This window comes from Magnetospirillum sp. 15-1 (assembly GCF_900184795.1).
In the GTDB taxonomy this organism is placed as follows: domain Bacteria; phylum Pseudomonadota; class Alphaproteobacteria; order Rhodospirillales; family Magnetospirillaceae; genus Phaeospirillum.
Genome location: NZ_FXXN01000028.1, coordinates 664,770 through 690,671 on the forward strand (window position 1 = coordinate 664,770; position 25,902 = coordinate 690,671).

A 25,902-nucleotide genomic window follows, 5' to 3' on the forward strand; every position below is an offset into this window, starting at 1 on the left:
ATGCACAATAGGACAGAAAAGGCGCGAAATGTCCGATCTGTCCCAAGCCCTGTCCCTGGCCGTCGATCTTGTCCTGACCCTCGATCCGCAGATGCTGGGCATCGTGCGGCTGTCGGTGCAGGTGTCGGGCATGGCGGTGTTGCTGGCCGGGCTGATCGGCCTGCCGCTGGGGGCGGTGCTGGCGCTGTCGGCCTTTCCCGGGCGCGGTGCCCTGGTGGTGATGCTCAACGCCTTCATGGGCCTGCCGCCGGTGGTGGTGGGCCTCGGCATCTATCTGCTGCTGTCCCGGGCCGGGCCGCTGGGCGAGGCCGGGCTGCTGTTCACCCCCACCGCCATGGTGGTGGCCCAGACGGTTCTCGTCCTGCCCATCGTCGCCGCCCTGGCCCGTCAGGTGGTGGCCGATCTGTGGGACGAATACGGCGAGCAGCTTCGCTCGTTGGACGTGTCGGGCGCCGGGCGGATGATCACCCTGCTGTGGGATGGACGGTTCAGCCTGCTGACCGCCATCCTGGCCGGGTTCGGCCGCGCCGCCGCCGAGGTGGGGGCGGTGATGATCGTCGGCGGCAACATCAAGGGAGTGACGCGGACCATGACCACCACCATCGCCCTGGAAACCAGCAAGGGCGACCTGCCGCTGGCTCTCGGGCTGGGGCTGATCCTCATCGCCCTGGTGACCGCCGTGAACGCGGCGGTGTTCCTGGTCGGCCAATGGGCGCGCCGGAGGACGGGATGAGGGCGCCGGACACCATTCTGCCGCTGGAACTGGACCGGGTCGGCTTCGCCGCCGGCGACCGCTCCCTGCTGGACGGCATTTCGCTCCGCCTGGAGGCGGGGGTGCGCACCGTGATCCTCGGCCCCAACGGGGCGGGCAAGAGCCTGTTGCTGCGCCTGTGCCACGGCTTGCTGGCCCCCAGTGCCGGTTCCATCCGCTGGAGCGGCGCCGCCGAGGGCGAGAAGGTGCGCCACCGCCAGGCCATGGTGTTCCAGCGCCCGGTGCTGCTGCGCCGCTCGGCGGTGGCCAATATCCGCTATGTCCTGGCCCTGCGCGGGGTGCCATGGCGCCGCCGTGGCCCGCTGGCCATGGAGGCGCTGGAACGCTTCGGCCTCGCGTCGCTGGCGTCGCGCCCGGCCCGCGTGCTGTCGGGCGGCGAGCAGCAGCGCCTCGCCCTGGCGCGGGCCTGGGCCGCCGGGCCGGAGGTTCTGTTCCTGGACGAGCCCACCTCGTCGCTGGACCCCGCCGCCGCCCTGTCGGTGGAGATGGCGGTGCAGGAGTTCCACGCCTCGGGCACCAAGATCGTCATGACCACCCATGATCTGGGCCAGGCCCGCCGTCTGGCCGACGAGGTGGTGTTCCTGTCCCGTGGCCGCCTGGTGGAGCGCGCCCCGGCGGCGGAATTCTTCAAGGGGCCGGAATCGGCCCAAGCGCGGGCCTTCCTGGCCGGCGAACTGGTTTGTTGAGGAGGATCTGACCCATGAAACGTCTGCTGCTTGCCGCCATGGCTCTGTTTTCGCTGGCCCTGGCCCCCGCCGGGGCCGAGGAGCGCTTCATCACCCTGGCGTCGACCACGTCCACCGAGCAGTCGGGGCTGTTCGGCCATCTGCTGCCGGCATTCAAGGCGGCCACCGGCATCGAGGTCCGCGTGGTGGCGGTGGGTACCGGTCAGGCCCTCAAGCTGGGCGAGCGCGGCGACGCCGACGCCCTGCTGGTCCACGACCGGGCCGGCGAGGACAAGTTCGTGGCCGAGGGCTATGGCATCGACCGTCGCGACGTGATGTACAACGACTTCGTGGTGGTGGGGCCGGCGTCCGATCCGGCCGGCATCAAGGGCGGCAAGGACGCCGCCGCCGCCTTCGCCAGGATCGCCGCCGCCAAGGCGCCCTTCGCCTCGCGCGGTGATGATTCGGGCACTCACCGCAGCGAGTTGCGTCTGTGGAAGAAGGCGGCGGTCGATATCAAGGCCGGCGGCGGCTGGTATCGCGAACTGGGGGCCGGCATGGGGCCGACGCTGAACACGGCGGCGGGCATGAACGCCTACGCCCTGGCCGATCGCGGCACCTGGGCCAGCTTCAAGAACCGCCAGTCCTTAGGCATCCTGGTGGAAGGCGACAGGGCTCTGTTCAATCCCTACGGCTCGATCCTGGTCAATCCCGAGAAGCATAAGGGCGTCAAGGCCGCCGACGCCAAGACCTGGCACCTGTGGCTGACCGGTCCCCAGGGGCAGGCCGCCATCGCCGCCTTCAAGATCGATGGCGAGCAGCTGTTCTTCGGCGACGCCAAATAGGCGGGGAGGGGACATGAACCGCAGAGCTTTTCTCGGTACGGCGCTGGGGGCCGTCGCCACGGCGGGGGCGGTCAATGGGGCGGGGGCGGCCGAGCCGTCCGAGGTGGTGCTGCTGGCCAGCACCATCGGCCCCGTCGACGCCGGCATCGTGCCCGCCCTGGCCGCGGCCTTCCACGCCCGCACCGGCGTGGTGGTGCGCTTCGTGGGGGCCGGGACCGGCGCCACCCTGGAGATGTCCAAGCGGGGCGAGTTCGATCTGGTGATGGTCCACGCCTTGTCGCTGGAAAAGAAGTTCATGGCCGACGGCTTCGGGATCGACCGCCGCGACGTCATGTACAACGACTTCGTCCTGTTGGGGCCGGCCGCCGACCCCGCCGGCATCAAGGGGACGAGCGACCCCAAGGCGGCGTTGCGGCGCATCGCCGAGGCCGGCGCCCGCTTCGTCACCCGGGGCGACAATTCCGGCACCCACGTGGCGGAAAAGGCCCTGTGGGACAAGGCGGGCATTCAGCCTGGCGGCGTCTGGTACGAAGTGTTCGAGAAAGGCTCCAGCGGCAACGGCCCCACCCTGCGGCATGCCGATGAACGCGGCGCCTACGTGCTGATGGACCGCGCCACCTGGGTCGTCCTCAAGGCCAAGCTGTCGCTGGCTCTGCTGGTCGAGAACCACCCGGACCTGTTCAACTTCATCGCCGTCATCCGCACCAATCCCGAACGTTTCCCCAAGGCCAACGCCGCCGGGGCGCAGCGCTTCGCCGACTGGCTGGTGGGCGACGAGGCGCAGGCCCTGATCGCCGGTTTCGGTCGGGCGGAGTACGGCGCGGCGCTGTTCTTCGCCAATGCGGGACCCAAGGTGCGGCCGCCGGGACTGTGATACCCGTTGAAGGCTCCTTGGCTTGCGCTTGGGAAGGGGTTGGCTGGCGGGATGCCCGAAAAGGGAAAGGGCGGTGCCCCCGCGGCTGGCCGGGGACACCGCCCTTTTTGCGTCTCTGCTTGCCAAGAGCCAGTGTTCTACTGGATGCGCGCCAGCAGAACGCGGATGTTCGGGTGATGGTCGAAGGGGTCGCGGTACCAGGCGACATCCTGGATTCGATACCATTTACCGCTTCGGGTCCGCAGAGCCTTGCCGATGGTCGGGCAGATGTCCGCCTCAAAGCAGCGGTTGATTTCGCTCTTGTCGAATGATTCATGGATGACGTAGCGCATGATGGACCAGCCGGGTATGAAGTTAACAACTGACTTTATATTACTATAATAGTTGTCATTTTTCCGTGATGCCCTTCACACATAAAATTTTACATAAATTTATGCTTTATGATTGGGCTTTCGGGTGGATATATCCCCACATGCCGGGTGGGAATCCTGTGTAACGGAAAGTGATTTCGGCAAGGCAACGGTTGAAGTCATGCGGCGGAAGTGTCACCTTAGAGGGGCATGGGCCAAGTTCGCTGGCCGTTGTTTCCGCCGCGACGAACGGGCGTTGGTATGGAGAAAAGCGCATGCCCCAGCCCGCTTTTTTTCGCAGGACCTACGACGAGACCATGACCTTGATGGTCGAGGCCCGCAATTATCTGACTTTCGCCGAACGTCGCGAGCGCGAGCGGGTCGGCGGCATGATCGGCCTGCGCATGAGTTGCGAGGCCATGCGGGTCACCTCGCGGCTGACCCAGGTGATGGCCTGGCTGATGCTCCAGCGGGCCGTGCACGAGGGCGAGGTGGAGGCCGAGGAGGCGCTGCGCGACGAATGCCGCCTGTCGGGGGCCGATGTCTGCCTGGACGAGAGCTTCAGTTGCGACGAGACCCTGCCCAATCACCTGCGCAGCCTGATGGACCGTTCCTACCGCCTGTACGTCCGGGTGGCGCGGCTGGAAGAGATGATGGTGCAGCGGGTGCTGCACTGAGACCGCATTAATCAAAAGGATTTCAAACGACATGGCGTCGTTGGGGTTACGGGCCGACCTGCGCCTTGCCGGGGCACTGGTCATTCTGGGCTTTGTCGTTTGCCATCTGGTCAACCATATGCTGGCCCTGGTGTCCCTGGACGCGGCCATCGCCGGGCATGACCTGCTGATGGAGCCGTGGGAGGGCGCCGTCGGCACCGGATTGCTGCTCACCGCCGGTCTGACCCACTACGTCAACGCCCTGTGGGCGGTGTATGAGCGCCGCACCCTGCGCATGGGGAGCACCGAGGCGTGGCAACTGGGGCTGGGGGTATCCATCCCTTTCCTGATGATGGTGCATCTGAGCGGCACCCGCCTGGGCGAGGTGTTCCTTGACCTCGAGCCCGGCTATCCCTCGGTACTGCTGAGCCAATGGGTGCTGAGCCCCTGGAAGGGCGTGGTCCAGGGCATCCTGGTCCTGGTGGTCTGGGGCCATGCCTGCGCCGGGCTGCACCTGCGCTTTGCCGGAAAGGGATGGTACCAGCGCACCCAGGCCGGATTGCTGGCCCTGGCGGTGGTGATTCCCACCCTGGCCCTGGCCGGCTGGATTTCCGGCGGCAGTTCGGTGATACGGGCGGCGGGCGATCCGGCCTGGACCGCGCGAATTCTGGCCGAGGCCCATATGGGACCCACCACGTCGGCCGATACCCTGCGCCTGATGCTGGTGGGCTCCGGCCTGCATTTCCTGCTGATCGTGGTGCCGCTCGCCGCCCGCGCCGCGCGCCGCCTGGGCGGCGGCAGGCGCCCGCAGCTCACCCATTCCTCCGGTCGGGTGATGCGCATGATGCCGGGGGCCACGGTGCTGGAGACCCTGCAGGATCATGGCATTCCCCACGCCTCGGCCTGTGGCGGCAAGGCGCGGTGCACCACCTGCCGGGTGCGGGTCCGCGCCGGGTGCGACCGGCTGCCCCCGCCCGGCGCGCTGGAGGCCGCCGCCCTGAGCCGCATCGAGGCGCCGCCCGAGGTTCGTCTGGCCTGCCAGTTGCGGCCCGAGCACGACCTCGCGATCCTGCCGCTGCTGCCCTCCGACGCCGCCGCCGCCGACGGGCGGCTGCATGGCGGGATGGACGGGCGCGAGCGCCACGTGGTGGTGATGTTTGTCGACCTGCGCGGCTCGACCACCCTGGGTGAGGCCAAGATGCCCTACGACATGCTGTTCATCCTGCACCGGTTCTTCCAGCAGATGACCCGGGCGCTGGCGGCCACCGGCGGGCACTATTCCAACTTCACCGGCGACGGGCTGATGGCCCTGTACGGGCTGAAGACGGCGGATGCGCGCAAGGCGGTGGCGGCGGCCCTGGCCGGGGCGCGTCGGATGGTGGCCGGGCTGGAGACCTTGAACGCCGAACTGGCCATGGAGTTGGCGGCGCCGTTGCGCATGGGAATCGGTATCCATTACGGCGAGGCCATCGTCGGCACCATGGGGCCGCCCGGCGCCCAGATCGTCAGCGCCATCGGCGATACCGTCAACACCACGGCCCGCCTCGAGGGGCTGACCAAGGACCAGGATTGCCTGCTGGTGCTGTCGGCGGCGGCCGCCGCCGCCGGGGGGCTGGATTTCCCCGGCGAGCCCCGGCATCAGGTGGTGGTCAAGGGGCGTGTCGAGCCGGTGGAGTTCCTGGCCTTCGCGGCGATCCCCGGCTAGAGCGGCGCGCCTCGAATATGAGGCGGGCCGCCCGTTGAGGGCGCGGCCAAGGGCGCGGATGCGCCCGCCCGGCGAGGGACAATGACAAGGCCTATAGCGTGATGCACATTTTGGGCATCACGCTATAGCTAGCGCCAGAGCACTTCCCACAACTGGAATTTATCGCGGAAGCCCTTCAGGGCGTGCATGCCGCCGTCGGTGAACGAGCCCTTGCCGGCGGCGAGGTCCTTGACCACCTGGGTGCATAGCGTCTGGTCCGACTGGGTGGCGGCGCAGACACGGGCGGCCAGTTGGACGGTGGAGCCGAACAGGTCGTCCTCCTCCTGGATGGGCTCGCCGGCATTGAGCCCGATGCGCAGATGGAGCGGCAGGTTGGGCTGCTTCTCGTTGTGGGCGGTGACCTGGCGCTGGATCTGGACGGTAGCCTCCACCGCGTTGGCGGCCGAGGCGAACGAGGCCATGATGCCGTCGCCGGTATGCTTGACCTCGTGGCCGGCGAACTGGGTCAGCGCGGTGCGCACGATGGCGTTGTGCTTGCGCACGATCTCCTGGGCGGCCTGATCTCCGCGCGCCTGGGTGAGGTCGGTGGAGCCCACCATGTCGGTGAACATCACCGTCATGATGGAGGGCTTCTTCTCGGTGGCCGGCTTGTTCCAGTCCTTGAGCGAGGTCTGGAGCTTGATCATCGGCGTGCCTTCGTCGCCCTCCGACCAGGATTCCATGGCTGATTTGCCGGAGTCGAACATGCGGGCATAGCGCTGTTCGGATATGTATTCCGGCACCTTGTCGTAGAAGATGGCGGCGTGGTCGCCCGGGGTGCCCAGCTTCTCGAGGATGGATTTCAGCAGTTTGCGCTGTCCGCCCGAATCAAGTTTCTGGGTGCGGGCGATGGTCTGGACGGCGCCGGCCATGAACAGGTTGAGACCGAAGGTGGTGTATTTGTCGGTGCTGGGCGCCACCTGACGGATGATCTCCATGGATTTGTCCACGAAGCGGCCGGTAACCTTTTTGGTGGCCTCGAGGACCGGAGTGGTGGGCAGGGATTCCACCGCCGCCGCCTCGGGCGAGGGTTCCTCGGCCGGGGCGGCCGGGAACGGCGGCGGTTCCTCCTCGGCCGGCGGCGGCGGCGTGGGCTCCGGTTCAGGCTCGGGATCGTCGCCCCAGGTCTCGGGGATCATCTCCGCCTCGGCCTTCTTGGCCAGCTTGTTCAGCGATTTCTTCACCGCCTCGGACGGCTGGGGCCGGGGCGGCGGCGCGGCCACGGAGGTGGAGCGGTTGAACTGGATATTGGCGTTGCGCGGCATGAAGCGCAGACCCAGCGGCACGGCGGTCATCAGGAAGACCAGACCGAACACCACCATCAGCAACTGCCCGTATTCATCGGGGGTGACGCGGTAGCCGTAGTCGTAGAGAAAGACGACGGCCGACGGCACCATGCGGAGCGCCCCTAGCCCCAGGCCCGACGCCACCAGCAAGATGACGGTCAGGCGCAGGATGGCGGCGCCGGCTCCCATGCTGGGGCCGCTGGCCCGCGCCTTGGCCGCCCGTCTGGCGGCGGCCGTCCTGGCGGCATTGCCGCCCTTGCCGGAATCGCGCTCCCTGCCGCCGGCCCTGCCTCCGCCTCCGGCGGCACCACGGCCCGCCGCGGCGATTTTCTTGACCTGGACGTTGTGGCCGGACAGGTAGACCTCGGCCTCGTCGAACACATTGGTGTCGGTGTTATAGGTTTCGCGCAGCACCTTGGTGCGCACGCCGAGGGTGCTCTCCAGCTCCTTGGCTTCGCGGACAGCCTCGTCACGCTCCAGCCGCGGGAAGCGTGCGTGCAGCATCCACCCCCGGCCTTCCATGACGTAGACTTCAAAATGAACGATGATCATGTCCGCCCAATCACCGTCTGGCCTTCAATTACAAATCGGGCAGGGAGTATGGCAGCTCCCTTATTAAAAATTTGCTCTACCCGCTGAACGTCAAGAAGTCCACAGCAAACACTTTCGGCCGGCGATAATGCCGGCCGATCGTGCAGTCTGATAACTTAGCGCAGGCAAATGCCGGAGGGCCGAAGCCAACCCGGCATCCCCAATCCATCTTAGGAATTGGTCGACTTGATGCCGAAGCCTTCGAAGCGCTTCTTGAACTTGGCCAACTGGCCGGCCGTATCGACCATACGGTGCACGCCGGTCCAGGCCGGGTGCGACTTGGGGTCGATGTCCAGGCGCAGGGTGTCGCCGGCCTTACCCATGGTGGACCGGGTCTTGTACTCGGTGCCGTCCGTCATCACCACGTTGATCTCGTGGTAGTCGGGATGAATGTTGTCCTTCATAGCCTGAAGCTCCGCAAATCGAAGGCGCGTATATAGCCAAAACCAGGACCGGGCGCAAGCGGTCCTTCACCCGGGAGCGCAATTCAGGTTAGCATCCGCTCCCCTTAGCCCGGAGATGTCCGATGAGTCTCGATGAAAGCCGTTTCGCCAGCCTTGCCGACCCGTTGCTCGAACGCATCGCCGACGCGGTCGAGGACGCCATGGACGATGCCGAGGCGGACCTGCACGCGGGCATCCTGACGCTCACCCTGCCGGGCATCGGCCAGTACGTCATCAACAAGCACTCGCCCAACCGCGAAATCTGGCTGTCGTCGCCCAAGAGCGGCGCCCACCACTTTGGCTGGACCGGCGAACGCTGGGTTTCCACCCGTAACGCCGAGGTGGAACTGCTGGGCCTGCTGCTGGCCGAGATCGGCGTGGTGGTATAGAGGCTTCGATCGTCACCCCGGCATTGGGCCGGGGTGACGGGGGAGAAAGCCGGGCTTAGACCGCCTTCACCAGAATATGGCGCTTCTTGCCGGCGGTGAGCTTGACGGCGCCGTCCTTGAGGTCGGCGCTGCCCACCGGCCGGGCCTCGTCCACGGCCTGATCGTTGACCTTGCCGCCGCCGCCCTTCAGCAGGCGCTTGGCCTCGCCGTTGGAGGCGGCCAGACCGGCGCGGACGAACAGGGCATAGGCGGGAAGGCCCGCCGCCAGCTCGGCGGCCGGAATCTCGATGGTCGGCAGGTCGGTGGAGGCGACACCCTCCTCGAAGGTCTTGCGCGCCGTCTCGGCGGCCTGCTGGGCGGCGGCATCGCCGTGGCACAGGCGGGTGACCTCGTTGGCCAGGACCTTCTTGGCCTCGTTGATCTCGGCACCCTCGAGCTTCTCCAGCCGGGCGATCTCGTCCAGCGGCAGTTCGGTGTAGAGCTTGAGGAAGCGGCCGACATCGGCGTCCTCGGTGTTGCGCCAGTACTGCCAGAACTCCCAGGTGCTCAGCATGTCGTCGTTCAGCCAGACGGCGCCGTTGACGGTCTTGCCCATCTTGGCGCCCGAGGACGTGGTGAGCAGCGGGCTGGTCAGGCCGAACAGCTCGGCCTGATCGGCGCGGCGGCCCAGCTCGACGCCGTTGATGATATTGCCCCACTGGTCCGAGCCGCCCATCTGCAGGATGCATTTGTTGCGGCGGAACAGCTCGACGAAGTCGTAGCCCTGCAGCAGCATGTAGTTGAACTCGAGGAAGGTCAGCGGCTGCTCGCGCTCGAGCCGCAGCTTGACCGAATCGAAGGTCAGCATGCGGTTGATGGTGAAGTGGTGGCCGTAATCGCGCAGGAAGTCGATGTAGTTCAGCTTGTCCAGCCAGTCGGCGTTGTTGACCATCAGGGCGTCGGTCTTGCCCTCGCCGAACGCCAGATACTTGGTGAACACCGTCTTGATGCCCGCCATGTTGGTGGCGATGACCTCGTCGGTCAGCATCTTGCGCGACTCGTCCTTGCCGGTGGGGTCGCCGATGCGGGTGGTGCCGCCGCCCATCAGCACGATGGGCTTGTGGCCGGTCTTCTGCCACCAGCGCAGCAGCATGATCTGCATCAGGCCGCCGACATGCAGCGACGTGGCGGTGCAGTCGAAGCCGATATAGGCCGCCTGGCATCCTTCGGTCAGGCGCTTGTCCAGCGCTTCCAGGTCGGTGCACTGGTGCATGTAGCCGCGTTCGGTGACGATACGCAGGAAATCGGACTTGAGGCTGGTCATAGGATGCCCGTTCGGCTTGCTGGGAAGAGGCCGCTCGTTTATCACAATCGGGTGGTCGCGACAATCGGGGGGACGCAATGCTGGCGTTGGGGCTGATGAGCGGAACCTCGCTCGACGGGGTCGATATCGCCCTGGTGGACACCGACGGCGAGACGGTGGGCCGTCTGGGACCGGCCGCCACCATTCCCTATGGCGCCGAGCAGCGCCTCGCCCTGATGGGCGTGCTGGGCGGCGACGGCCCGGTGGCCGAGGTCGAGCGCGACTTCACCCTGTTCCACGCGCGGGTGGTCCGCGACTTCCTGGCCGGGCACGGTATCGCCGCCGGCTCGGTGGCGGTGGCCGGCTTTCACGGCCATACCATCTTGCATGCCCCCCACGAGCGCCGCACATGGCAGATCGGCGACGGCGCCCTGCTGGCCGCCGAGATCGGCATCGCGGTGGTCAACGACTTCCGTTCGGCCGACGTGGCCGCCGGAGGGCAGGGGGCGCCGCTGGTGCCGGTCTATCACCGCGCCCTGGCCGCCCGCCTGGAGGCGCCCCTGGCGGTGCTCAACCTGGGCGGGGTGGGCAACGTCACCTGGATTGGCGAGGACGGCTCGCTGCTGGCCTTCGATACCGGGCCGGGCAACGCCCTGATCGACGATTGGGCCCAGGCCCATACCGGCCGGCCGGTGGACGTGGACGGTCAACTGGCGGCGGGCGGGCGGGTGATCCGCGACGCGGTCGAGGCCTTCCTGCACCACGGCTATTTCGACCGCCAGCCGCCCAAATCCCTGGACCGCGACGAGTTCCACGCCTTGGCCTGGGAACTGGTCAAGGGCGCCTCGCCCGAGGACGGGGCGGCGACGCTGACCGCCTTCACCGCCGCCTCGGTGGCCCTGGCCGCCTATGCCTTCCCCCGCCCGGTCAAGCGCTGGCTGGTCACCGGCGGTGGGCGGCACAATCCCGAGATGATGAAGTCGCTGGGCCGCGCCCTGCCCGCCCCGGTCGAACCGGTCGAGGCGGTGGGCTGGAACGGTGACGCGCTGGAGGCCCAGGCCTTCGCCTTCCTGGCGGTGCGCTCGCTGGCCGGCAAGGTGCTGACCTATCCCGAGACTACCGGCGTGCCCGTCCCCCAGACCGGCGGCCGCCATCATGCCCCATGAGTGGAGAGCTTCCATGCGTCCCATGTTCGCCGCCCTATGCCTGCTGCTGCTCGCCTCCTCCGGCGCCCGGGCCGATCAGGCCTCCGCCATCGCGTCGGTGCGCGCCCAGCCCAAGGTGCTGGACGCCTCCATCGACGACCGCGGCAATCTCTATGTGGTGGTGAAGAACGAGACCGCCATCGCCTGGGACCAGTACGCCGCCGTCATGTGCCGGCTGGTGCGGCCCCATCAGGCGCGGGTGTTCCAGGCCCATGTCATCGACATGACCTCGGTGGGCAAGGGCGCCAAGCCCGCCCAGTGGAAGCGGCTGGCCCAGGTCAACTGCTCGGCCATCAACTGATCCCGCAAACGAAAACCCCCGCTTTCGCGGGGGTTCGACGTCTTAAGGCAGGGCCACGGCCAGTTCCGGCTCGGGCGCCGGGGGCGGGGGCACGGGACGCGCCACGATGGACTCGCCCAGGTAGGAATCCACCATGCCGTCCAGGGCATCCAGATGGGTACCGAAGAAGTGGTTGGCCCCCTCGATGGTCTGGTAGCGGACCTTGATGTTGCGCTGGGTGGCCAGCTTGGCCGCCAGCTTGGCCACGGCGGGCTCGGGCACCAGATCGTCGGCGGTGCCGTGAACGATCAGGCCGGACGACGGGCAGGGCGCCAGGAACGAGAAGTCGAAGACGTTGGCGGGCGGGGCCACCGAGACGAAGCCGTCGATCTCGGGGCGGCGCATCAGCAGCTGCATGCCGATCCAGGCGCCGAACGAGAAGCCGCCCACCCAGCAGGCCGAGGCGTTGGCGTTGAACGACTGCATCCAGTCCAGCGCCGAGGCGGCGTCGGACAGCTCGCCCTGGCCGTTGTCGAACTTGCCCTGGCTGCGGCCCACGCCGCGGAAATTGAACCGCAGCGTCGAGAAGCCGCGGCGCACGAAGGCATGATACAGGGCGTAAACCACCTTGTTGTTCATGGTCCCGCCGTGCTGCGGGTGCGGGTGAAGCAGAAGGGCCAGCGGGGCGTTCGGCGACTTGCCGTGATGGTAGCGGCCCTCGAGGCGGCCGTCGGGTCCATTGAAAATCACTTCAGGCATGGCGTGCGTACAATCTCCCTTGCCCGGCACCCGCTCAAACCTGAGTGGTGGTGTCGGGAAAAATACAACGGCAAATTGGATTTCAACCCGTCAATCTTGACCGGCCTTGTCGGGCATCCTATATTCACCTTCGTTATGGCTGCGCCCGAACGGGCATTCCCCTGGCGATCGCTAACGACCGTCGCGACGTACATTAACATATTGCGAGCTATGATTTTCAAGACCCTTCAAGAAGATATTGCGTCAATCCGCCGGCGCGACCCCGCAGCCCATTCCTGGCTGGAGGTGTTGCTGTGCTATCCCGGACTGCACGCGCTCATGTTCCATCGCCTGTCCAACTGGTGCTGGCATCATGGGTTGCGGGTGACGGGGCGCTTCGTCTCGCATGTGGGAAAAATTCTCACCGGGATCGAAATTCACCCGGCCGCCCAACTGGGGCCGCGCTTCTTCATCGACCACGGTACCGGCGTGGTGATCGGCGAGACGGCGGTGATCGGCGCCGACGTGACGCTTTATCACGGCGTGACGCTGGGCGGCACCTCGCTGCACAAGGGCAAGCGCCATCCCACCTTGGAGGATGGAGTGATCGTCGGTTCGGGCGCCCAGGTGCTGGGCCCCATCACGGTGGGCAAGGGGGCGCGCATCGGCGCCAACGCCGTGGTGCTGACCGACGTGCCGCCGGGGGTGACCATGGTGGGCATTCCGGCCCGCATGGTGATGCGCCGCCAGGAAGGCGAGTTCTGCGCCTACGGCCTGCCGGGCGAGGAACTGCCCGATCCGGTGGCCCGCGCCATCGACAGCGTCCGCTCCCAGGTCGCCACCCTGATGGAGCGGGTCAAGGAACTGGAGACCGAATTGCACGGGCATCCGACCCAGGCCTGTGCCCGCCTCTCCCAGCCGGAAGCGGCTGACATGGGCGACAAGACCATTCACATCGAAACGCTAAACACCCCGGCCGGCGGGACAACCGGCCGACATCTGGAACGGGAGACGATATCGTGAAACTCAGTACCAAGGGACGCTACGCCGTCATGGCCATGGTGGATCTGGCCAGCCATTCCGAGGGAAGCCCGGTGGCTCTGGCCGACATCGCCGAGCGTCAGGAGATTTCGCTTTCCTATCTCGAGCAGCTGTTCGGCAAGCTTCGCAAGGGCGGGCTGGTCAAGAGCGTGCGCGGGCCGGGCGGCGGCTATCTTTTGTCGCGAATCCCACAACAGACGCGCATTTCCGACATTATCCTGGCGGTGGACGAACCGATCCAGACCACCCGCTGCTCGCCCGGCTCGCCGGCCGGCTGCCACAACAACAAGGGCCGCTGCCTGACCCATGACCTGTGGGAAGAGCTGGGCAACCAGATTTATCTCTATCTCAGCTCGGTTTCGCTGGCCGACGTGTGCGAGCGCCGTATCCTGGGCAGCTCGGGCATGTTCCACGGCACCGCCGCGCCGTCGGGCGCCGTGGCGGCCCAGTAGGATCTTAAGGAAAGGCTGGATCGCAGTGAGCAGGGCCGTCTACCTCGATTATAATTCCGGCGCCCCCGTGCGCCCCGAGGTGGCGGCCGCGATGGTCGAGTCCCTGGCCGAGCCCGGCAACCCGTCCTCCGTCCATGTCTACGGGCGGGCGGCGCGCGCCCGGGTCGAGACGGCACGGCGGCAACTGGCCGGCCTGGTGGGCGCCGACCCCGCCGGCATCGTCTTCACCTCGGGCGGCACCGAGGCCAACGCCCTGGCCTTGAGGGGCTGCGGGCGGTCCCGGCTGCTGGTGTCCTCCATCGAGCATCCCTCCATTCTCGACTCCGCCGTCGAGGCGGAGCGGGTTCCGGTCACCCGTGACGGCGTCGTCGATCTCGGCGCCCTGGATTGCCTGCTGGCGGCCAATACCCGCCCGGCCCTGGTATCGCTGATGCTGGCCAACAACGAGACCGGAATCGTCCAGCCGGTGGCCGAGGCGGCCCGTATCATTCATGCGCATGGCGCATGGCTTCATTGCGATGCCGCCCAGGCGGCGGGGCGTATCTGGGTTTCCCTCAGCGAACTGGGGGCGGATATCCTGACGGTTTCCGCTCACAAGATGGGGGGACCGGCCGGGGCGGGAGCGCTGATTCTCGCCGAATCCGGCCGCACACTGGCACCGATCTTGCTGGGTGGAGGGCAGGAGCGCCGCCGCCGGGCCGGAACCGAGAATGTGGCGGGCATCGTCGGATTGGGCGTCGCCGCCCAACTGGCGGGGGATGATTTGGCGGCGGCCGACACCACATGTGGTGTACGTGCTCTGCGTGACCGGTTGGAACGGGACGCCCTGCGTCTGGTTCCCGACGCGGCGGTGATCGGGGCTGGCGCCCCTCGTCTGCCCAACACCTCCTGCCTGGTTCTGCCGGGCGTGGAGGGGCGGACGCAGGTGATGGCGCTGGACCTGGCCGGTGTCGCGGTCAGTGCCGGATCGGCCTGTTCCTCGGGCAAGGTGGCCCCCAGCCATGTGCTGGCGGCCATGGGCCTGGAGGAGCGGGTCAAGGGATCGGCCATCCGGGTCAGCCTGGGCTGGTCGAGCCGGATGGAAGACGTGGATGCGTTCCTGACCGCCTGGGCCGATCTGGCCCGGCACAAGGGACTGAAGGTTTCGGAGGCGGCCTAGGGGCCGTCTGATCAAAACGACAGAAGGTAAGGGATCTTCGCAAATGACAGCTCTCGGCAAGACGACCCGCCCCAGCCTGCCCCGCGCGCCCGGGGCGCCGGTCTACCTGGACTATCAGGCGACGACGCCCTGCGACCCCCGCGTGGTCGAGGTCATGCTGCCCTGGTTCACCGAGAAGTTCGGCAACCCTCATTCGCGCAACCATCGCTATGGCTGGGAAGCCGAGGAAGCGGTGGAAAAGGCCCGCGAGCAGATCGCCGACATCATCGGTGCCGATGCCAAGGAGGTGATCTTCACCTCGGGGGCCACCGAGTCCAACAATCTGGCCTTGAAGGGCGTCGCCCACTTCTACAAGGACAAGAAGAACCACATCGTCACCGTGGTGACCGAGCACAAATGCGTGCTCGACACCTGCCGCTACCTGGAACAGGAAGGCTTCTCGGTGACCTATCTGCCGGTCAAGACCGACGGGCTGGTCGATCTGGGCGAGCTTGAAGCCGCCATCACCGACAAGACCGCCATCGTCTCGGTCATGGCGGTCAACAACGAGATCGGCGTGATCCAGCCCCTGGCCGAGATCGGCGCCATCTGCCGCAAGAAGGGTGCCTTCTTTCATACCGATTGTGCCCAGGCGGTAGGCAAGATTCCGCTGGACGTCAACGCCATGAACATCGACCTGATGAGCATCTCGGCGCACAAGCTGTATGGGCCAAAGGGGGTCGGCGCGCTCTATGTCCGCCGCCGCCCGCGCGTCCGTCTGGTGCCGCTGATCACCGGCGGCGGCCAGGAGCGCGGCATGCGCTCGGGGACCCTGCCGACTCCGCTGTGCGTCGGCTTCGGCGAGGCCTGCGTCATCGCCAAGGCGGAGATGGGGGCCGAGAACGAGCGCCTGATGGGCCTGCGCAACCGTCTGCTGGGCGGGCTGAAGCAGCGCCTGCCGGAAATCTACGTCAACGGCGACCTGGACCACCGTATCCCCGGCAACCTGAACATCTCGTTCGCCTTCGTCGAGGGCGAGGGGCTGATGATGGGCGTCAAGGAACTGGCGGTGTCGTCGGGCTCGGCCTGCACCTCCGCCTCGCTGGAGCCGTCCTACGTGCTGCGCGCCCTGGGAGTCGACGTGGAGATGGCCCATACGTCGCTGCGCCTGGGCCTGGGGCGCTTCACCACCGACGAGGATATCGAGTTCGCCATCGACCACATCACCCAGGCGGTGGAGCACTTGCGCGCCATGAGCCCGCTGTGGGACATGCACCTGGAAGGCGTCGACATCAAGTCCATCGAATGGGCCGAGCACTGAAGCAAATTTCTACGCAATTCGGTACCGAATTGCCTTAGAATGATTCCGGGCTGAGGCCCGAGGGACAGTTGGAGAACGGTTATGGCTTACAGCGACAAGGTTATCGACCACTACGAGCACCCCCGCAACGTGGGTGCTCTGGACAAGGACGATCATGCCGTCGGTACCGGCCTGGTCGGCGCCCCGGCCTGCGGCGACGTGATGAAGCTGCAGATCAAGGTCAGCGCCGAGGGCATCATCGAGGACGCCAAGTTCAAGACGTTTGGCTGTGGCTCGGCGATTGCATCGAGCTCCCTGGTCACCGAATGGGTGAAGGGCAAGACCCTGGACGAGGCGGCTTCCATCAAGAACACCGACATCGCCCATGAACTGGCCCTACCGCCGGTCAAGATCCATTGTTCGGTGCTGGCCGAGGATGCTATCAAGGCCGCCATCGCCGACTACAAGAAGAAGTCGGGCTGATCGGCTTGAGGCGCGGTTAGACGAGAAGAGGGGAACACCATGGCACCTGCTCCCATGACCATCACCGACGCCGCCGCCGAGCGGGTCAAGGTTCTGTTGGCCAAGCGCGGCAAGCCCAGCGTCGGCATCCGCATCGGCGTGCGCTCAAAGGGCTGCTCGGGCATGTCCTACACCCTGGAATACGCCGACGAGAAGTCGCAGTTCGACGAGATTCTCGAGGACAAGGGCGTCACCGTGCTGATCGACCCCAAGGCGACCATGTTCATCCTCGGCACCGAGATGGACTTCGTCGAGGACAAGATGCAGTCGGGTTTCGTCTTCAAGAATCCCAACGAGAAGGGGCGTTGCGGCTGCGGCGAGTCCTTCCACGTCTGAGCCCGCGTCACCTCAAAAATAAAAGGAACCGGAGAGGACGATGAACGCCCCCGCCGCCGCCCAGATCGTTTCCTGTTGGTCCTGCAAGGGGCCGGTGGCGATGCGTGCCCTGTTCTGTTCGGTGTGTGGCGCCGTCCAGGGGCCGGGCACCATCGATCACTTCGCCCGCCTGGGCATTCCGCCGTCCTTCGACCTCGACCTGGATGCCCTGCAGCGCCAGTATTTCGGCTTTCAGAAGCGGCTGCATCCCGACCGCTTCGCGTCCAAGTCGGGCAAGGAAAAGGCGCTGTCCCAGTCGCAGGCCACCGCGCTCAACGAGGCCTACGAGACTCTGAAGGACCCGCTGAAGCGCGCGGCCTATCTGCTCAATTACCTCGGCCATCCGGTGGACCTCACCGCTTGTGGCACCATCAACGACCGCGAGTTGCTGATGGAGCAGATGGAAAAGCGCGAAGCCCTGGCCGAAGCCTCGTCGCCCGAGCAGATCGCCAAGCTGGCCATGGAGGCGGAATCCGAGGTGATCGCCTGCCAGTGCCACATCTCGGCCGCCATCAACGCCTCCAATCTGGAGGAGGCCGGTCACCTGACCATTCGCCTGAAATACCTCGCCAAGCTGGCCGAAGAGGCCCGTGCCAAGAAAACCCGTGCCCTCAGACTGCCCTCTTAAGACAAGGTTGCCCTAGATGCTGTTGCAGCTCCATGAACCCGGCGAGAGCCCGGCCCCCCACGAATCCGAGCGCGGCCTGGCGGTCGGCATCGACCTGGGCACCACCAATTCGGTGGTGGCGCTGGCCCGCGACGGCGAGACCGAGGTTCTGCGCGATGCCGAAGGCAAGGGGCTGATCCCCTCGGTGGTGTATTACGCCGACGATGGCGTGGTCACGGTGGGTTCGGACGCGCGGCGCATGATCCTGGAAGCTCCCGACCATGTGGTCAGTTCGGTCAAGCGCCTGATGGGCCGCGGCACCGAGGATCTGAAGACCCTGGCCGGCACGCTGCCCTACACCCTGGACGTGGCCGCCGACGGTGGCATGGTGCGCCTCAAGGTCGCCGGCCGCACCCTCACTCCGGTCGAGGTGTCGGCCGACATCCTGCGCGCCGTCAAGGCCCGCGCCGAGGAGGCCCAGGGCAAGAGCGTCGACCGCGCCGTGGTTACCGTTCCCGCCTATTTCGACGATGCCGCCCGCACGGCCACCAAGGACGCCGCCCGCCTGGCCGGCCTCGAAGTGCTGCGTCTGGTCAACGAACCCACGGCGGCCGCCCTGGCCTATGGCCTGGATAATGCGGCCGAGGGGCTTTACGCCGTCTATGATCTGGGCGGCGGCACCTTCGACATCTCCATCCTGCGCATGGAAAAGGGCGTGTTCCAGGTCAGGTCCACCGGCGGCGACGCCGCTTTGGGCGGCGACGACATCGACCACGCCATCGCCGAGCGCTTCCTGGCCGAGCGGGCCGGGGAACATGGGGTGGAGACCATCACGGCGGGCGAGGCCAAGCAGGCCCTGGCCGCCGCCCGCGTCGCCAAGGAATGCCTGTCGGGCCGCGCGGCCGGCGACTGGATGATCGAGGTGGACGGCAAGCCGTCGCGCCACGCCATGACCCGCGACGAGTTGGAGGCCCTGGCCCTGCCCTGGGTGGACAAGACCGTGTCCATCTGCCGGGGCGTGATCGAGGACGCCGGCATCGACGTGTCCGACATCCAGGGTGTGGTCCTGGTGGGCGGCTCGACCCGCATGCCGCTGGTCCGCCGCAAGGTCAAGGAGCTGTTCGGCCGCGAGCCCCTGGCCGACATCAATCCGGACGAGGTGGTGGCGGTCGGCGCCGCCCTGCAGGCCGAGGCGCTGACCATCGGCTCCGACACCTTGCTGCTGGACGTGACCCCGCTGTCGCTGGGCATCGAGACTATGGGCGGCATCGTGGAGAAGGTCATTCCGCGCAACACCCCCATTCCCGTGGCCATGGCCCAGGAATTCACCACCTATCAGGACGGCCAGACCGCCATGGCCATCCACGTGCTCCAGGGCGAGCGCGAGATGGTCGACCAATGCCGCTCGCTGGCCCGTTTCGTGTTGCGCGGCATTCCCAACATGGCGGCGGGCGCGGCGCGCATCCGCGTCACCTTCACGGTGGACGCCGACGGCCTGCTGACCGTCACCGCCAGCGAGGCCACCACCGGCGTCGAGCAGCAGGTGGCGGTCAAGCCGTCCTATGGCCTGACCGAGGACGAAATGGCCAACATGCTGCGCGATTCCCTGGTCAACGCCAAGGACGACATGGCGTCGCGCCTGTTCGCCGAGACGGCGGTCGAGGCCCGGCGCTCGGTGCTGGCGGTGCAGGCGGCGCTCAACGTCGATTCTGACCTCTTGTCTCCGGCCGAGCGACAGGATATCGATGCAGCCATCGCCGGGGTGGATCGCGCCATCGCATCCGGCGACCGCGATGCCGTCACGGCCGCGTCGGAAGCGCTGGAGGCCGCCACCAAGACCTTCGCCGAACGGCGGATGGACCGTGGCATCCGGGCCGCCCTGGCCGGCATGACGGTGGAAAAGCTCGACGACGCCCTGAGCGGCGAATAGACAGGAAAAGGCCAGCCTATGCCCAAGATGACGTTCATCGCCCCCGACGGAACCCGCAAGGAAGTCGACGCCGCCGAAGGCCTGTCGGTACTGGAAGTGGCCCACCGCAACAAGATCGAGCTGGAAGGCGCCTGTGAGGGCTCGCTGGCCTGTTCCACCTGTCACGTGGTGGTCGCCAAGGAATGGTACGACAAGCTGTCGCCCGCCACCGAGGACGAGGAAGACATGCTGGACCTGGCCTTCGGCCTGACCGCCACCTCGCGCCTGGGCTGCCAGATCATCATGAGCAAGGATTTGGACGGCCTGGAGGTCACCCTGCCGGCCGCCACCCGCAACATGATGGTCGACAAGAAGTAGGGAGTGGATGGCGATGAAGTGGACCGATACCCTCGACATCGCCATCGCCCTGGAGGAAGCGCACGCGGACGCCGACAACGTCAATCTGCGCTTCACCGACCTGCACCAGTGGGTCTGCGACCTGCCCGGCTTCGCCGACGACCCCGCCAAGTCCAACGAGAAGATTCTCGAGGCTATCCAGATGGCCTGGATCGACGAGCGGGATTAGTATCCGGGCCATCCGTCGTCGTCACCGGGCTTGACCCGGTGATCCACGTGGTGCCACCTGAAAGACTTTGACGCCGCCGAACGGCGCGGATGCCCGGAACACGTCCGGGCGTGACGCTTGCCATTGGGAAACCGGGAATGAACCCCTTCGCCCTGCTGCCCACCATCGATCTGGCCGCCTTCGCCGCCTTCCTGGCGCTGTGGGTCGGCTATACCGTCATCGCCGATCGCCTGACGCTGGGCGGTCATTCCCTGCTGGCCGCCACGGCGCGGCACCGGCATACCTGGATGCGGGCGCTGTGCGACCGCGAGGCGCGGGTGGCCGACAGCGCCTTGCTGGGCAATCTGATGCGGGCGGTATCGTTCTTCGCCTCGGCCTCCATCCTGATTCTCGGCGGTCTGGTGGCACTGATCGGCTCGGGCGAGCGGGCTTATACCGTGGTGCGCGACCTGCCGCTGGTGGCGCCCATGGCCCAGGGCGCCTTCGAGGCCAAGGTGATGCTGCTGGCCGGCGTGTTCGTCTACGCCTTCTTCCAGATCACCTGGTCGCTGCGCCAGTTCAATTACTGCTGCATCCTGCTGGGGGCGGCGCCCGAGCCCTCGGCCACGGTCGAGGCCAAGGACCGCTTCGCCGTGCATGCGGCGCGGCTCAACGCCCTGGCCGCCAACAGCTTCAACCGGGGCCTGCGCGCCTATTACTTCGCGCTGGCCATGATGATCTGGTTCTTCCACGCCGGCGCCTTCGTGGCGGCCACCGCCGCCGTGGTGGCGGTGCTCTACCGTCGGGAATTCCGCTCGAAGACGCTCAAGGCGCTCAACGCGGCGGTGCCGCCGGTCTGATCGGGCCGTCGCCCCGGCCGGCTATTCCGCCAGGGAAATCTTGATGTTGGCTGCCTGCATCAGCTCCTTCCTGGGCTGGCGCAGGGGCTTGACCGCCACCAGATCGACGATCATCTCGGTGACCACGTTCCGGAGGCCGTCGACCTGCTCGAGGATCTGGGCGGGCATCTGGCCGGCGAAGCGACGCCGGGGGACCGAATAGGTGACCAGCTCCGGCTGCCAGTCGCCGCGATAGCCGTAATCGGCCCGCCAGTACCAGGGCTGGGAGAAATAGCCGAAGCTTCGCGCGAAATAGGGCTTCACATGGGTGGGATCGGTCCAGGCGTCGTCATGGGCGCCGTGGGGGACCCTGATCTGCATCTTGGCCCCCGGCTTGGCGATGCGCCACAGCTCCTGCATCAGGGGCAGGGGATTGGGGATGTGCTCCAGCAGATGGGACAGCAGGAACTCGTCCATGCTGTCGGCCTCGAAGGGCAGGGGGGTGGTGGCGCACAGCGACAGGTCGGCGACCACGTCCACGCCGGGCAGGGCCATGGAATCCAGATTGATCCAGCCGTCGCGCACATCGCGGCCGCAGCCGAGATTAAGCTTGGAGGGCGAAGCCGACTTTTTCTTCGAGGCCATGGGACCGGTCCGGACGAGGGGGGAAATGACGGCCCAGTTCTACAGGCACCACGGCCTCGTTGCAACGCGCCCCGCCCATCCCCTACAAGGAGGGTATGAACAGTCTCGACATCGACAAGCCCGTTTCGGCCACCCGCGTGGTGGTCGCCATGTCGGGCGGGGTGGATTCCTCGGCGACCGCGGCGCTGCTGAAGGAGCAGGGCTACGACGTGGTCGGCGTCACGCTGCAACTCTACGACATGGCGGCCAGCGGCATCGAGCCCGGCGCCTGCCGCCCCAACACCTGCTGCGCCGGCAAGGACATCCACGACGCCCGCGCCGTGGCCGATGCCCTGGGCATTCCCCATTACGTGCTGGATTTCGAGGAGACCTTCCGCAAGGACGTGGTCGAGCGCTTCGCCCAGACCTATCTGGCGGCGCGCACTCCGGTCCCTTGTGTCGAATGCAACCGCACGGTCAAGTTCCGCGACCTGGCCGGCGTGGCCCGCGACCTGGGCGCCGACGTCCTGGCCACCGGCCATTACGTCCGCCGGCGCTCGGGTCCCCGGGGGGCGGAGATGTGGACCGGCCGCGATCCGGGGCGCGACCAGAGCTATTTCCTGTTCGCCACCACCAGGACCCAGCTGGATTTCCTGCGCTTTCCCTTAGGGAATATGGCGGGCAAGGACGAGACGCGGGCCATCGCGGCGCGCCACCGCCTGCCGGTGGCCGCCAAGCGCGACAGCCAGGACATCTGCTTCGTACCCGACGGCGACTATGCCGGGCTGGTCACCCGCCTGCACCCCGACGCGGCGCGGCCGGGCGAGATCGTCGACACCTCGGGCAAGGTGCTGGGCCGCCATCCGGGGCTGATCCACTACACCATCGGCCAGCGCAGGGGCCTCGGCCTGGGCGGCGGCCCGCCGCTCTACGTGGTAGCACTGGAGCCCGACACCGGCAGGGTGGTGGTCGGCGGCCGCCAGGATCTGAACTGCCCCACGGTCCATGTGGAGGCGGTCAACTGGCTGGGCGGCGACGAGACGGAGCTGCGCGTCGCCGTCAAGGTCCGCTCCACCCGCCCGCCGGCCCCGGCCCTGCTGCGCCGCCTGCCCGATGATCGGGCCGAGGTGATTCTCGACGAGCCGGAACAAGGCGTCGCCCCCGGCCAGGCCTGTGTTTTCTACCAGGACGAACGCGTGCTGGGCGGCGGCTGGATCACACCTGCGAGAGAGGCTTGACAGCAATCGCCCGGACCATTATACGAACCGCTCTCGACGCGATGGCGGGGTAGCTCAGCTGGTTAGAGCACGGGAATCATAATCCTGGGGTCGGGGGTTCAAGTCCCTCTCCCGCTACCAATTAAATCAAGGGGTTAGCTCAGAAATGGGCTAACCCCTTGATCGTTTTTGGGCGTCTAGGGGACATTCTAGGGGACAAAAACGGCAGGGGACGGGGGGCTTGGCTCGGCCAATGCGGCGGGTTCCTCGGTCTTGCTCGCTTTATCTGGGTTTTCGAGGGCTTCCATCGGCCCGGATTTCTTGTTCCCCACCGATGGTGAGGCCGGGCCGTTTGTCCCCTAGGCGTCCCCTAAGAACGTCCCCTAAAGCCTGTTGGGGGGGGGCGCCTGCCACTGGCGAAGCTCTCGACAGGTACGCGACCATGGCGCTACCATTTCCCTGCCTACCGGTGCGGCTTTTTAACCGGGGCATCGCGATGCCTCCCGAGAGGGAGAAATCCGATGATCCAGTTTGATAAGCGGCTCGTGTCGAAGAAAGAGCTCAAGAGCGTCTGCGGCATCCCGTATACGCCTCAACATATCGGGCGGCTCGAAGCGGCGGGGAAATTCCCCAAGCGGGTAAACCTTGGTCCGGGTCGGGTCGCGTGGGTGATGTCCGAGGTGGATGCGTGGGTGAGTGAGCGTATTGCCGAACGCGATACACCCTCTCACGAGACTTCCTTTTGACGGGGCGGGGGCTGGCCGGTGTGCACAACCGGCCAGCCCCGTTTTCTTCCAGCCGCAGATTCGGTTATTCTGCGGACATTCAGGGGGGGGGATTTTGCTCTCGGAAGTCAACGAGCGAGGATACGCCTTTTTGGGCGGCTATCGCCCCGAACAGCCAACCTCTGTCATATCGAGCTGCTTAGGCGAGCCGGTTGCATTGGGGGTGACTGGGCCGGTCCATATGCTTTGTCCGACTCAGGCAGATGACGCCCCGCCGAATACATACAGCGGTAATTTTGGCGTTGGCCCATTTCCGATGCATACAGATTTGGCCCATTGGCAGGTGCCCCCGCGTTACCTACTCTTGCGCTGCCTCGTGGGGTTCGAGGACGTGGCAACGCTCATAACAGACGGCTTCGAGCTGATTGGGAAAATGGGCGCAGTTCATGCGACCCGTACAATTATGAAGCCGCGAAGGCCCGTAGCCGGAGGACTGCAACTCCTTCATCTTTTTCAAAAGACCCGGTGTGGTTCCTTCCGGATACGGTGGGACGAGTTGTTTCTACGTTCTGGCTCCGAGGCTGGGGAGTTTGGAATGAGGGCGTTTCGGAACATTTTGTGTGAAGCGCACACTGCGGCTATCTCCCTGAAAAATAGGGGTGATACCCTCATATTGGATAATTGGAGAATGATTCACGGGCGTTCCGCCGTGCCAATGCATTGTTATTCACGTACAATCGAGCGCGTTTACCTCAAGGATCTCCACTGATGAATACGCCAGAGCCACTCGTAATGAGCTGGGATAGTGACGCTCTATTCGCCAAAGCGCAGCGGTATGCCGAAGAAATGCTTCTGTATACGCACGATGATTGGCGTTGTGGGCTTTGGTCTAGCTTCGTTCTCGAAGTTATTGCGCGCGCAGCGCTGGCGCACATCAATCCTGTTCTCCTTGCTGAGGCTGATGACAGAAATAATATTTATTATTCAATTGGCTTGAAGCCGACGAAGCAAAAATTCTCGCCAAAATCTATTGCTATTACTGATGTTTTTACTCGTCTATCTGAGTTGATTCCTGAGTTTGTTCCTCTTAAAGAGCCGAGTGCAACGCTTGTTGGTAAGCGAAATTCTGAGCTACATTCAGCGGAGGCCCCCTTTGACGCGGGAAGCTCATCGTGGCTTGCCTCATTTTACCAAGCCTGTGATGTCCTTCTTCAATCGATGGGGCATTCCTTAGCCGATCTAATTGGTTCTGAGGAAGCCGATGTTGCAGGAAAGGTTGTCGCCGCAGCAAAAGATGAGGCGGCGAAAGCTGTGGCCGGGCTTATCAAGGCACATCAAACTGTTTGGTCTCAGAAAGATGAAGAAGATCAGGAAAAGCTGAAGGCAAAATCTGTTTCCTGGGCGATGAGAAGCGTTGGGCATGTCGTGTCATGCCCATCCTGCGGGGCGCAGTCTCTATTGACTGGAGATCCTGTCTCATCACCCAAAAAGACGATTGATGGTGATGTTATTACCGAGAAGCAGCAGCATCTTCCAAGTAAATTTCAATGCATTGCTTGCGGCTTGAAGATTTCCGGTCTTCCGCAGCTAACGGCATGCGGTATTGGGGATAAGTATACAAATACGGTTGTTTACCATGCGGCTGAATATTATGCTGAGCCTGATGATGATGATTATGCCGGTTACGATGATGACAATAATGAGCCATATTAGGAGCAATGGGTGCTTGACGCTCGTAGCTGTCACCATTTCCCATTGCTCCTTGTCCTGATAAAGTCTGCCGCCTTCGCCCGTAAGATTGGGTCGGCCACCCATGTCTCCCCGCCCTCGAACCGCTTGGCAACGATGCCAGTAACAGTCCCGGCAAGGTGTTCGCGGAATCCCTGTTCCAGGGCTTGCCGCTCGTCCTCGGGCAGTCCGTCGATAAACGCCATGATGGCGGCTTTCTCGCGGGCACTGTCCGCCTTGCGTCCCTCCGCTGTCTTGGCCTCATGATCCTGGCGCTCGCGCTCGGCCTCTCGCTCGTTTTCGCGGGCCTGGGATTGCTCCTGTGAGAATAGGGTGGGTTGCGGTCGCCAATCCTCCTCAATGGCCTTTCTGAGCCATCCGGCGGGGTTCTCGATCTTCTCCTTGCCCTTGAGCCTGCGGGCGAGGTCGGTGGTGGCCCATTCCACAAGCTCCGGCTCGTGAGCCTGGACGATGGCGCGGGCGGCTTCCTCGGCCATGCCGTGGGCCGTCAGGCGGGCGACGAGGCGGGCAAGGCGAGGATCGTCGCGCAGCGGGTCGGGGGTATCGGCGCGAGGGTTCTTGGTGATGCGGAAGCGCAGCGCCACCACCTTGCGGCCTTTCTTGATTTCCTCGTACTCGAAAGCTATATCGGTCTTGGCGTTGATCTCGCGCCGCGCCATATCGACGATGCGCACCCGCAAATCCTTGTAGAAGCGGTAATCCTCCGGCCCGATGCCGCA

Annotated in this window: 30 protein-coding genes and 1 tRNA gene; 24 read left to right on the forward strand and 7 right to left on the reverse strand. The window is 65.7% G+C overall.

Annotation, left to right across the window (positions count from 1 at the left end):
- Positions 1–28: 28 nt before the first annotated feature.
- From CP958_RS24385 to CP958_RS24400, 4 genes are read left to right on the forward strand one after another with little or no spacing between them, the layout of a single operon-like run.
- Positions 29–733, forward strand: a complete 705-nt coding sequence (locus CP958_RS24385; protein WP_197706452.1) for an ABC transporter permease — start codon at positions 29–31, stop codon at positions 731–733.
- Positions 730–1,458, forward strand: coding sequence for an ATP-binding cassette domain-containing protein (locus CP958_RS24390; RefSeq protein WP_096705040.1), 729 nt, complete (start codon positions 730–732; stop codon positions 1,456–1,458). The genes CP958_RS24385 and CP958_RS24390 overlap by 4 nt, the downstream gene beginning before the upstream one ends.
- Positions 1,459–1,472: 14 nt before the next feature.
- The gene (locus CP958_RS24395) at positions 1,473–2,282 is read left to right on the forward strand and encodes a substrate-binding domain-containing protein (RefSeq protein WP_096704760.1); all 810 of its coding nucleotides are present in this window, start codon (positions 1,473–1,475) and stop codon (positions 2,280–2,282) included.
- A 13-nt stretch (positions 2,283–2,295) separates the two neighbouring features.
- A complete protein-coding gene (locus CP958_RS24400) occupies positions 2,296–3,156 on the forward strand; it encodes a substrate-binding domain-containing protein (protein ID WP_096704761.1) in 861 nt (286 codons plus the stop codon).
- Positions 3,157–3,293: 137 nt separating this feature from the next.
- Here the strand turns inward: CP958_RS24400 and CP958_RS24405 are convergent, their stop codons facing one another.
- Entirely contained in the window at positions 3,294–3,488 is a 195-nt protein-coding gene (locus tag CP958_RS24405; RefSeq protein ID WP_096704762.1) for a hypothetical protein, read from the reverse strand.
- Between the two features lie 293 nt (positions 3,489–3,781).
- Between CP958_RS24405 and CP958_RS24410 the strand changes: the two genes are divergently transcribed.
- Together CP958_RS24410 and CP958_RS24415 are read left to right on the forward strand one after the other, a co-directional pair.
- A complete protein-coding gene (locus CP958_RS24410; RefSeq protein ID WP_096704763.1) occupies positions 3,782–4,183 on the forward strand; it encodes a DUF1465 family protein in 402 nt (133 codons plus the stop codon).
- A gap of 31 nt (positions 4,184–4,214) precedes the next feature.
- Entirely contained in the window at positions 4,215–5,867 is a 1,653-nt protein-coding gene (locus CP958_RS24415) for an adenylate/guanylate cyclase domain-containing protein (protein WP_096704764.1), read from the forward strand.
- 128 nt (positions 5,868–5,995) lie between these two features.
- On the opposite strand, the gene CP958_RS24420 is transcribed toward CP958_RS24415, so the two are convergent.
- Entirely contained in the window at positions 5,996–7,744 is a 1,749-nt protein-coding gene (locus CP958_RS24420) for an adenylate/guanylate cyclase domain-containing protein (protein ID WP_096704765.1), read from the reverse strand.
- Between the two features lie 209 nt (positions 7,745–7,953).
- The gene (gene rpmE, locus CP958_RS24425) at positions 7,954–8,187 is read right to left on the reverse strand and encodes a 50S ribosomal protein L31 (protein WP_085375017.1); all 234 of its coding nucleotides are present in this window, start codon (positions 8,185–8,187) and stop codon (positions 7,954–7,956) included.
- A 122-nt stretch (positions 8,188–8,309) separates the two neighbouring features.
- Here rpmE and cyaY point away from each other — a divergent pair, with 122 nt between their 5' ends.
- On the forward strand, positions 8,310–8,615 hold the full coding sequence (gene cyaY / locus CP958_RS24430; protein ID WP_096704766.1) for an iron donor protein CyaY: 306 nt from the start codon (positions 8,310–8,312) through the stop codon (positions 8,613–8,615).
- Between the two features lie 55 nt (positions 8,616–8,670).
- Here cyaY and tyrS read toward each other — a convergent pair whose 3' ends face one another.
- Positions 8,671–9,918, reverse strand: coding sequence for a tyrosine--tRNA ligase (gene tyrS, locus CP958_RS24435; protein ID WP_096704767.1), 1,248 nt, complete (start codon positions 9,916–9,918; stop codon positions 8,671–8,673).
- A gap of 77 nt (positions 9,919–9,995) precedes the next feature.
- Between tyrS and CP958_RS24440 the strand changes: the two genes are divergently transcribed.
- Positions 9,996–11,063 carry an anhydro-N-acetylmuramic acid kinase gene (locus tag CP958_RS24440; protein WP_096704768.1) on the forward strand — a complete coding sequence of 356 codons (1,068 nt, stop codon included), beginning with the start codon at positions 9,996–9,998 and terminating at the stop codon, positions 11,061–11,063.
- A gap of 13 nt (positions 11,064–11,076) precedes the next feature.
- Positions 11,077–11,403: a hypothetical protein gene (locus tag CP958_RS24445; protein WP_242443133.1), complete on the forward strand. Its 327-nt coding sequence runs from the start codon at positions 11,077–11,079 to the stop codon at positions 11,401–11,403.
- A gap of 42 nt (positions 11,404–11,445) precedes the next feature.
- On the opposite strand, the gene CP958_RS24450 is transcribed toward CP958_RS24445, so the two are convergent.
- Positions 11,446–12,141 carry an alpha/beta hydrolase gene (locus tag CP958_RS24450; RefSeq protein WP_096704770.1) on the reverse strand — a complete coding sequence of 232 codons (696 nt, stop codon included), beginning with the start codon at positions 12,139–12,141 and terminating at the stop codon, positions 11,446–11,448.
- 210 nt (positions 12,142–12,351) lie between these two features.
- Between CP958_RS24450 and cysE the strand changes: the two genes are divergently transcribed.
- The 11 genes from cysE (at position 12,352) to CP958_RS24505 (ending at position 20,889) form a co-directional block, all read left to right on the forward strand.
- Positions 12,352–13,143, forward strand: coding sequence for a serine O-acetyltransferase (gene cysE, locus CP958_RS24455; RefSeq protein WP_096704771.1), 792 nt, complete (start codon positions 12,352–12,354; stop codon positions 13,141–13,143).
- Positions 13,140–13,613, forward strand: a complete 474-nt coding sequence (locus tag CP958_RS24460) for an Rrf2 family transcriptional regulator (protein ID WP_011385406.1) — start codon at positions 13,140–13,142, stop codon at positions 13,611–13,613. The genes cysE and CP958_RS24460 overlap by 4 nt, the downstream gene beginning before the upstream one ends.
- Positions 13,614–13,638: 25 nt before the next feature.
- Positions 13,639–14,772 carry a cysteine desulfurase family protein gene (locus tag CP958_RS24465; RefSeq protein ID WP_096704772.1) on the forward strand — a complete coding sequence of 378 codons (1,134 nt, stop codon included), beginning with the start codon at positions 13,639–13,641 and terminating at the stop codon, positions 14,770–14,772.
- A gap of 43 nt (positions 14,773–14,815) precedes the next feature.
- Positions 14,816–16,072, forward strand: a complete 1,257-nt coding sequence (locus tag CP958_RS24470; RefSeq protein WP_096704773.1) for an IscS subfamily cysteine desulfurase — start codon at positions 14,816–14,818, stop codon at positions 16,070–16,072.
- A gap of 81 nt (positions 16,073–16,153) precedes the next feature.
- Positions 16,154–16,534, forward strand: a complete 381-nt coding sequence (gene iscU, locus CP958_RS24475; protein WP_008619274.1) for a Fe-S cluster assembly scaffold IscU — start codon at positions 16,154–16,156, stop codon at positions 16,532–16,534.
- A 39-nt stretch (positions 16,535–16,573) separates the two neighbouring features.
- On the forward strand, positions 16,574–16,909 hold the full coding sequence (locus CP958_RS24480) for an iron-sulfur cluster assembly accessory protein (protein ID WP_096704774.1): 336 nt from the start codon (positions 16,574–16,576) through the stop codon (positions 16,907–16,909).
- Between the two features lie 40 nt (positions 16,910–16,949).
- Positions 16,950–17,576 carry a Fe-S protein assembly co-chaperone HscB gene (hscB, locus tag CP958_RS24485; protein ID WP_096704775.1) on the forward strand — a complete coding sequence of 209 codons (627 nt, stop codon included), beginning with the start codon at positions 16,950–16,952 and terminating at the stop codon, positions 17,574–17,576.
- A 16-nt stretch (positions 17,577–17,592) separates the two neighbouring features.
- Positions 17,593–19,485: a Fe-S protein assembly chaperone HscA gene (hscA, locus tag CP958_RS24490; protein ID WP_096704776.1), complete on the forward strand. Its 1,893-nt coding sequence runs from the start codon at positions 17,593–17,595 to the stop codon at positions 19,483–19,485.
- Positions 19,486–19,503: 18 nt separating this feature from the next.
- Positions 19,504–19,842, forward strand: coding sequence for a ferredoxin family 2Fe-2S iron-sulfur cluster binding protein (locus CP958_RS24495; protein WP_096704777.1), 339 nt, complete (start codon positions 19,504–19,506; stop codon positions 19,840–19,842).
- Between the two features lie 7 nt (positions 19,843–19,849).
- Positions 19,850–20,050 carry a Fe-S cluster assembly protein IscX gene (gene iscX, locus CP958_RS24500; protein ID WP_170959101.1) on the forward strand — a complete coding sequence of 67 codons (201 nt, stop codon included), beginning with the start codon at positions 19,850–19,852 and terminating at the stop codon, positions 20,048–20,050.
- Between the two features lie 137 nt (positions 20,051–20,187).
- Positions 20,188–20,889, forward strand: coding sequence for a DUF599 domain-containing protein (locus CP958_RS24505; RefSeq protein WP_096704779.1), 702 nt, complete (start codon positions 20,188–20,190; stop codon positions 20,887–20,889).
- Positions 20,890–20,910: 21 nt separating this feature from the next.
- Here the strand turns inward: CP958_RS24505 and CP958_RS24510 are convergent, their stop codons facing one another.
- On the reverse strand, positions 20,911–21,513 hold the full coding sequence (locus tag CP958_RS24510) for a methyltransferase domain-containing protein (RefSeq protein ID WP_096704780.1): 603 nt from the start codon (positions 21,511–21,513) through the stop codon (positions 20,911–20,913).
- A 95-nt stretch (positions 21,514–21,608) separates the two neighbouring features.
- On the opposite strand from CP958_RS24510, the gene mnmA reads away from it, so the two are divergent.
- The 4 genes from mnmA (at position 21,609) to CP958_RS24535 (ending at position 25,147) form a co-directional block, all read left to right on the forward strand.
- On the forward strand, positions 21,609–22,730 hold the full coding sequence (gene mnmA / locus CP958_RS24515; protein WP_096704781.1) for a tRNA 2-thiouridine(34) synthase MnmA: 1,122 nt from the start codon (positions 21,609–21,611) through the stop codon (positions 22,728–22,730).
- Between the two features lie 43 nt (positions 22,731–22,773).
- A tRNA-Met gene (locus tag CP958_RS24520) sits at positions 22,774–22,850 on the forward strand.
- A gap of 380 nt (positions 22,851–23,230) precedes the next feature.
- On the forward strand, positions 23,231–23,455 hold the full coding sequence (locus CP958_RS24525) for an AlpA family phage regulatory protein (protein ID WP_096704782.1): 225 nt from the start codon (positions 23,231–23,233) through the stop codon (positions 23,453–23,455).
- A gap of 747 nt (positions 23,456–24,202) precedes the next feature.
- Positions 24,203–25,147, forward strand: coding sequence for a hypothetical protein (locus tag CP958_RS24535; RefSeq protein ID WP_096704784.1), 945 nt, complete (start codon positions 24,203–24,205; stop codon positions 25,145–25,147).
- 29 nt (positions 25,148–25,176) lie between these two features.
- On the opposite strand, the gene CP958_RS27490 is transcribed toward CP958_RS24535, so the two are convergent.
- A complete protein-coding gene (locus CP958_RS27490; RefSeq protein ID WP_347337854.1) occupies positions 25,177–25,896 on the reverse strand; it encodes a replication initiation protein in 720 nt (239 codons plus the stop codon).
- Positions 25,897–25,902: the final 6 nt, after the last annotated feature.

Excerpts from the sequence above, each read along its gene's own strand:
- CP958_RS24385 (WP_197706452.1), top strand. The coding sequence starts at position 29 with ATGTCCGATCTGTCCCAAGCCCTGTCCCTGGCCGTCGATCTTGTCCTG.
- CP958_RS24390 (WP_096705040.1), top strand. The coding sequence starts at position 730 with ATGAGGGCGCCGGACACCATTCTGCCGCTGGAACTGGACCGGGTCGGC.
- CP958_RS24395 (WP_096704760.1), top strand. The coding sequence starts at position 1,473 with ATGAAACGTCTGCTGCTTGCCGCCATGGCTCTGTTTTCGCTGGCCCTG.
- CP958_RS24400 (WP_096704761.1), top strand. The coding sequence starts at position 2,296 with ATGAACCGCAGAGCTTTTCTCGGTACGGCGCTGGGGGCCGTCGCCACG.
- CP958_RS24405 (WP_096704762.1), bottom strand. The coding sequence starts at position 3,488 with ATGCGCTACGTCATCCATGAATCATTCGACAAGAGCGAAATCAACCGC.
- CP958_RS24410 (WP_096704763.1), top strand. The coding sequence starts at position 3,782 with ATGCCCCAGCCCGCTTTTTTTCGCAGGACCTACGACGAGACCATGACC.
- CP958_RS24415 (WP_096704764.1), top strand. The coding sequence starts at position 4,215 with ATGGCGTCGTTGGGGTTACGGGCCGACCTGCGCCTTGCCGGGGCACTG.
- CP958_RS24420 (WP_096704765.1), bottom strand. The coding sequence starts at position 7,744 with ATGATCATCGTTCATTTTGAAGTCTACGTCATGGAAGGCCGGGGGTGG.
- rpmE (WP_085375017.1), bottom strand. The coding sequence starts at position 8,187 with ATGAAGGACAACATTCATCCCGACTACCACGAGATCAACGTGGTGATG.
- cyaY (WP_096704766.1), top strand. The coding sequence starts at position 8,310 with ATGAGTCTCGATGAAAGCCGTTTCGCCAGCCTTGCCGACCCGTTGCTC.
- tyrS (WP_096704767.1), bottom strand. The coding sequence starts at position 9,918 with ATGACCAGCCTCAAGTCCGATTTCCTGCGTATCGTCACCGAACGCGGC.
- CP958_RS24440 (WP_096704768.1), top strand. The coding sequence starts at position 9,996 with ATGCTGGCGTTGGGGCTGATGAGCGGAACCTCGCTCGACGGGGTCGAT.
- CP958_RS24445 (WP_242443133.1), top strand. The coding sequence starts at position 11,077 with ATGCGTCCCATGTTCGCCGCCCTATGCCTGCTGCTGCTCGCCTCCTCC.
- CP958_RS24450 (WP_096704770.1), bottom strand. The coding sequence starts at position 12,141 with ATGCCTGAAGTGATTTTCAATGGACCCGACGGCCGCCTCGAGGGCCGC.
- cysE (WP_096704771.1), top strand. The coding sequence starts at position 12,352 with ATGATTTTCAAGACCCTTCAAGAAGATATTGCGTCAATCCGCCGGCGC.
- CP958_RS24470 (WP_096704773.1), top strand. The coding sequence starts at position 14,816 with ATGACAGCTCTCGGCAAGACGACCCGCCCCAGCCTGCCCCGCGCGCCC.
- iscU (WP_008619274.1), top strand. The coding sequence starts at position 16,154 with ATGGCTTACAGCGACAAGGTTATCGACCACTACGAGCACCCCCGCAAC.
- CP958_RS24480 (WP_096704774.1), top strand. The coding sequence starts at position 16,574 with ATGGCACCTGCTCCCATGACCATCACCGACGCCGCCGCCGAGCGGGTC.
- hscB (WP_096704775.1), top strand. The coding sequence starts at position 16,950 with ATGAACGCCCCCGCCGCCGCCCAGATCGTTTCCTGTTGGTCCTGCAAG.
- hscA (WP_096704776.1), top strand. The coding sequence starts at position 17,593 with ATGCTGTTGCAGCTCCATGAACCCGGCGAGAGCCCGGCCCCCCACGAA.
- CP958_RS24495 (WP_096704777.1), top strand. The coding sequence starts at position 19,504 with ATGCCCAAGATGACGTTCATCGCCCCCGACGGAACCCGCAAGGAAGTC.
- iscX (WP_170959101.1), top strand. The coding sequence starts at position 19,850 with ATGGCGATGAAGTGGACCGATACCCTCGACATCGCCATCGCCCTGGAG.
- CP958_RS24505 (WP_096704779.1), top strand. The coding sequence starts at position 20,188 with ATGAACCCCTTCGCCCTGCTGCCCACCATCGATCTGGCCGCCTTCGCC.
- CP958_RS24510 (WP_096704780.1), bottom strand. The coding sequence starts at position 21,513 with ATGGCCTCGAAGAAAAAGTCGGCTTCGCCCTCCAAGCTTAATCTCGGC.
- mnmA (WP_096704781.1), top strand. The coding sequence starts at position 21,609 with ATGAACAGTCTCGACATCGACAAGCCCGTTTCGGCCACCCGCGTGGTG.
- CP958_RS24525 (WP_096704782.1), top strand. The coding sequence starts at position 23,231 with ATGATCCAGTTTGATAAGCGGCTCGTGTCGAAGAAAGAGCTCAAGAGC.
- CP958_RS24535 (WP_096704784.1), top strand. The coding sequence starts at position 24,203 with ATGAATACGCCAGAGCCACTCGTAATGAGCTGGGATAGTGACGCTCTA.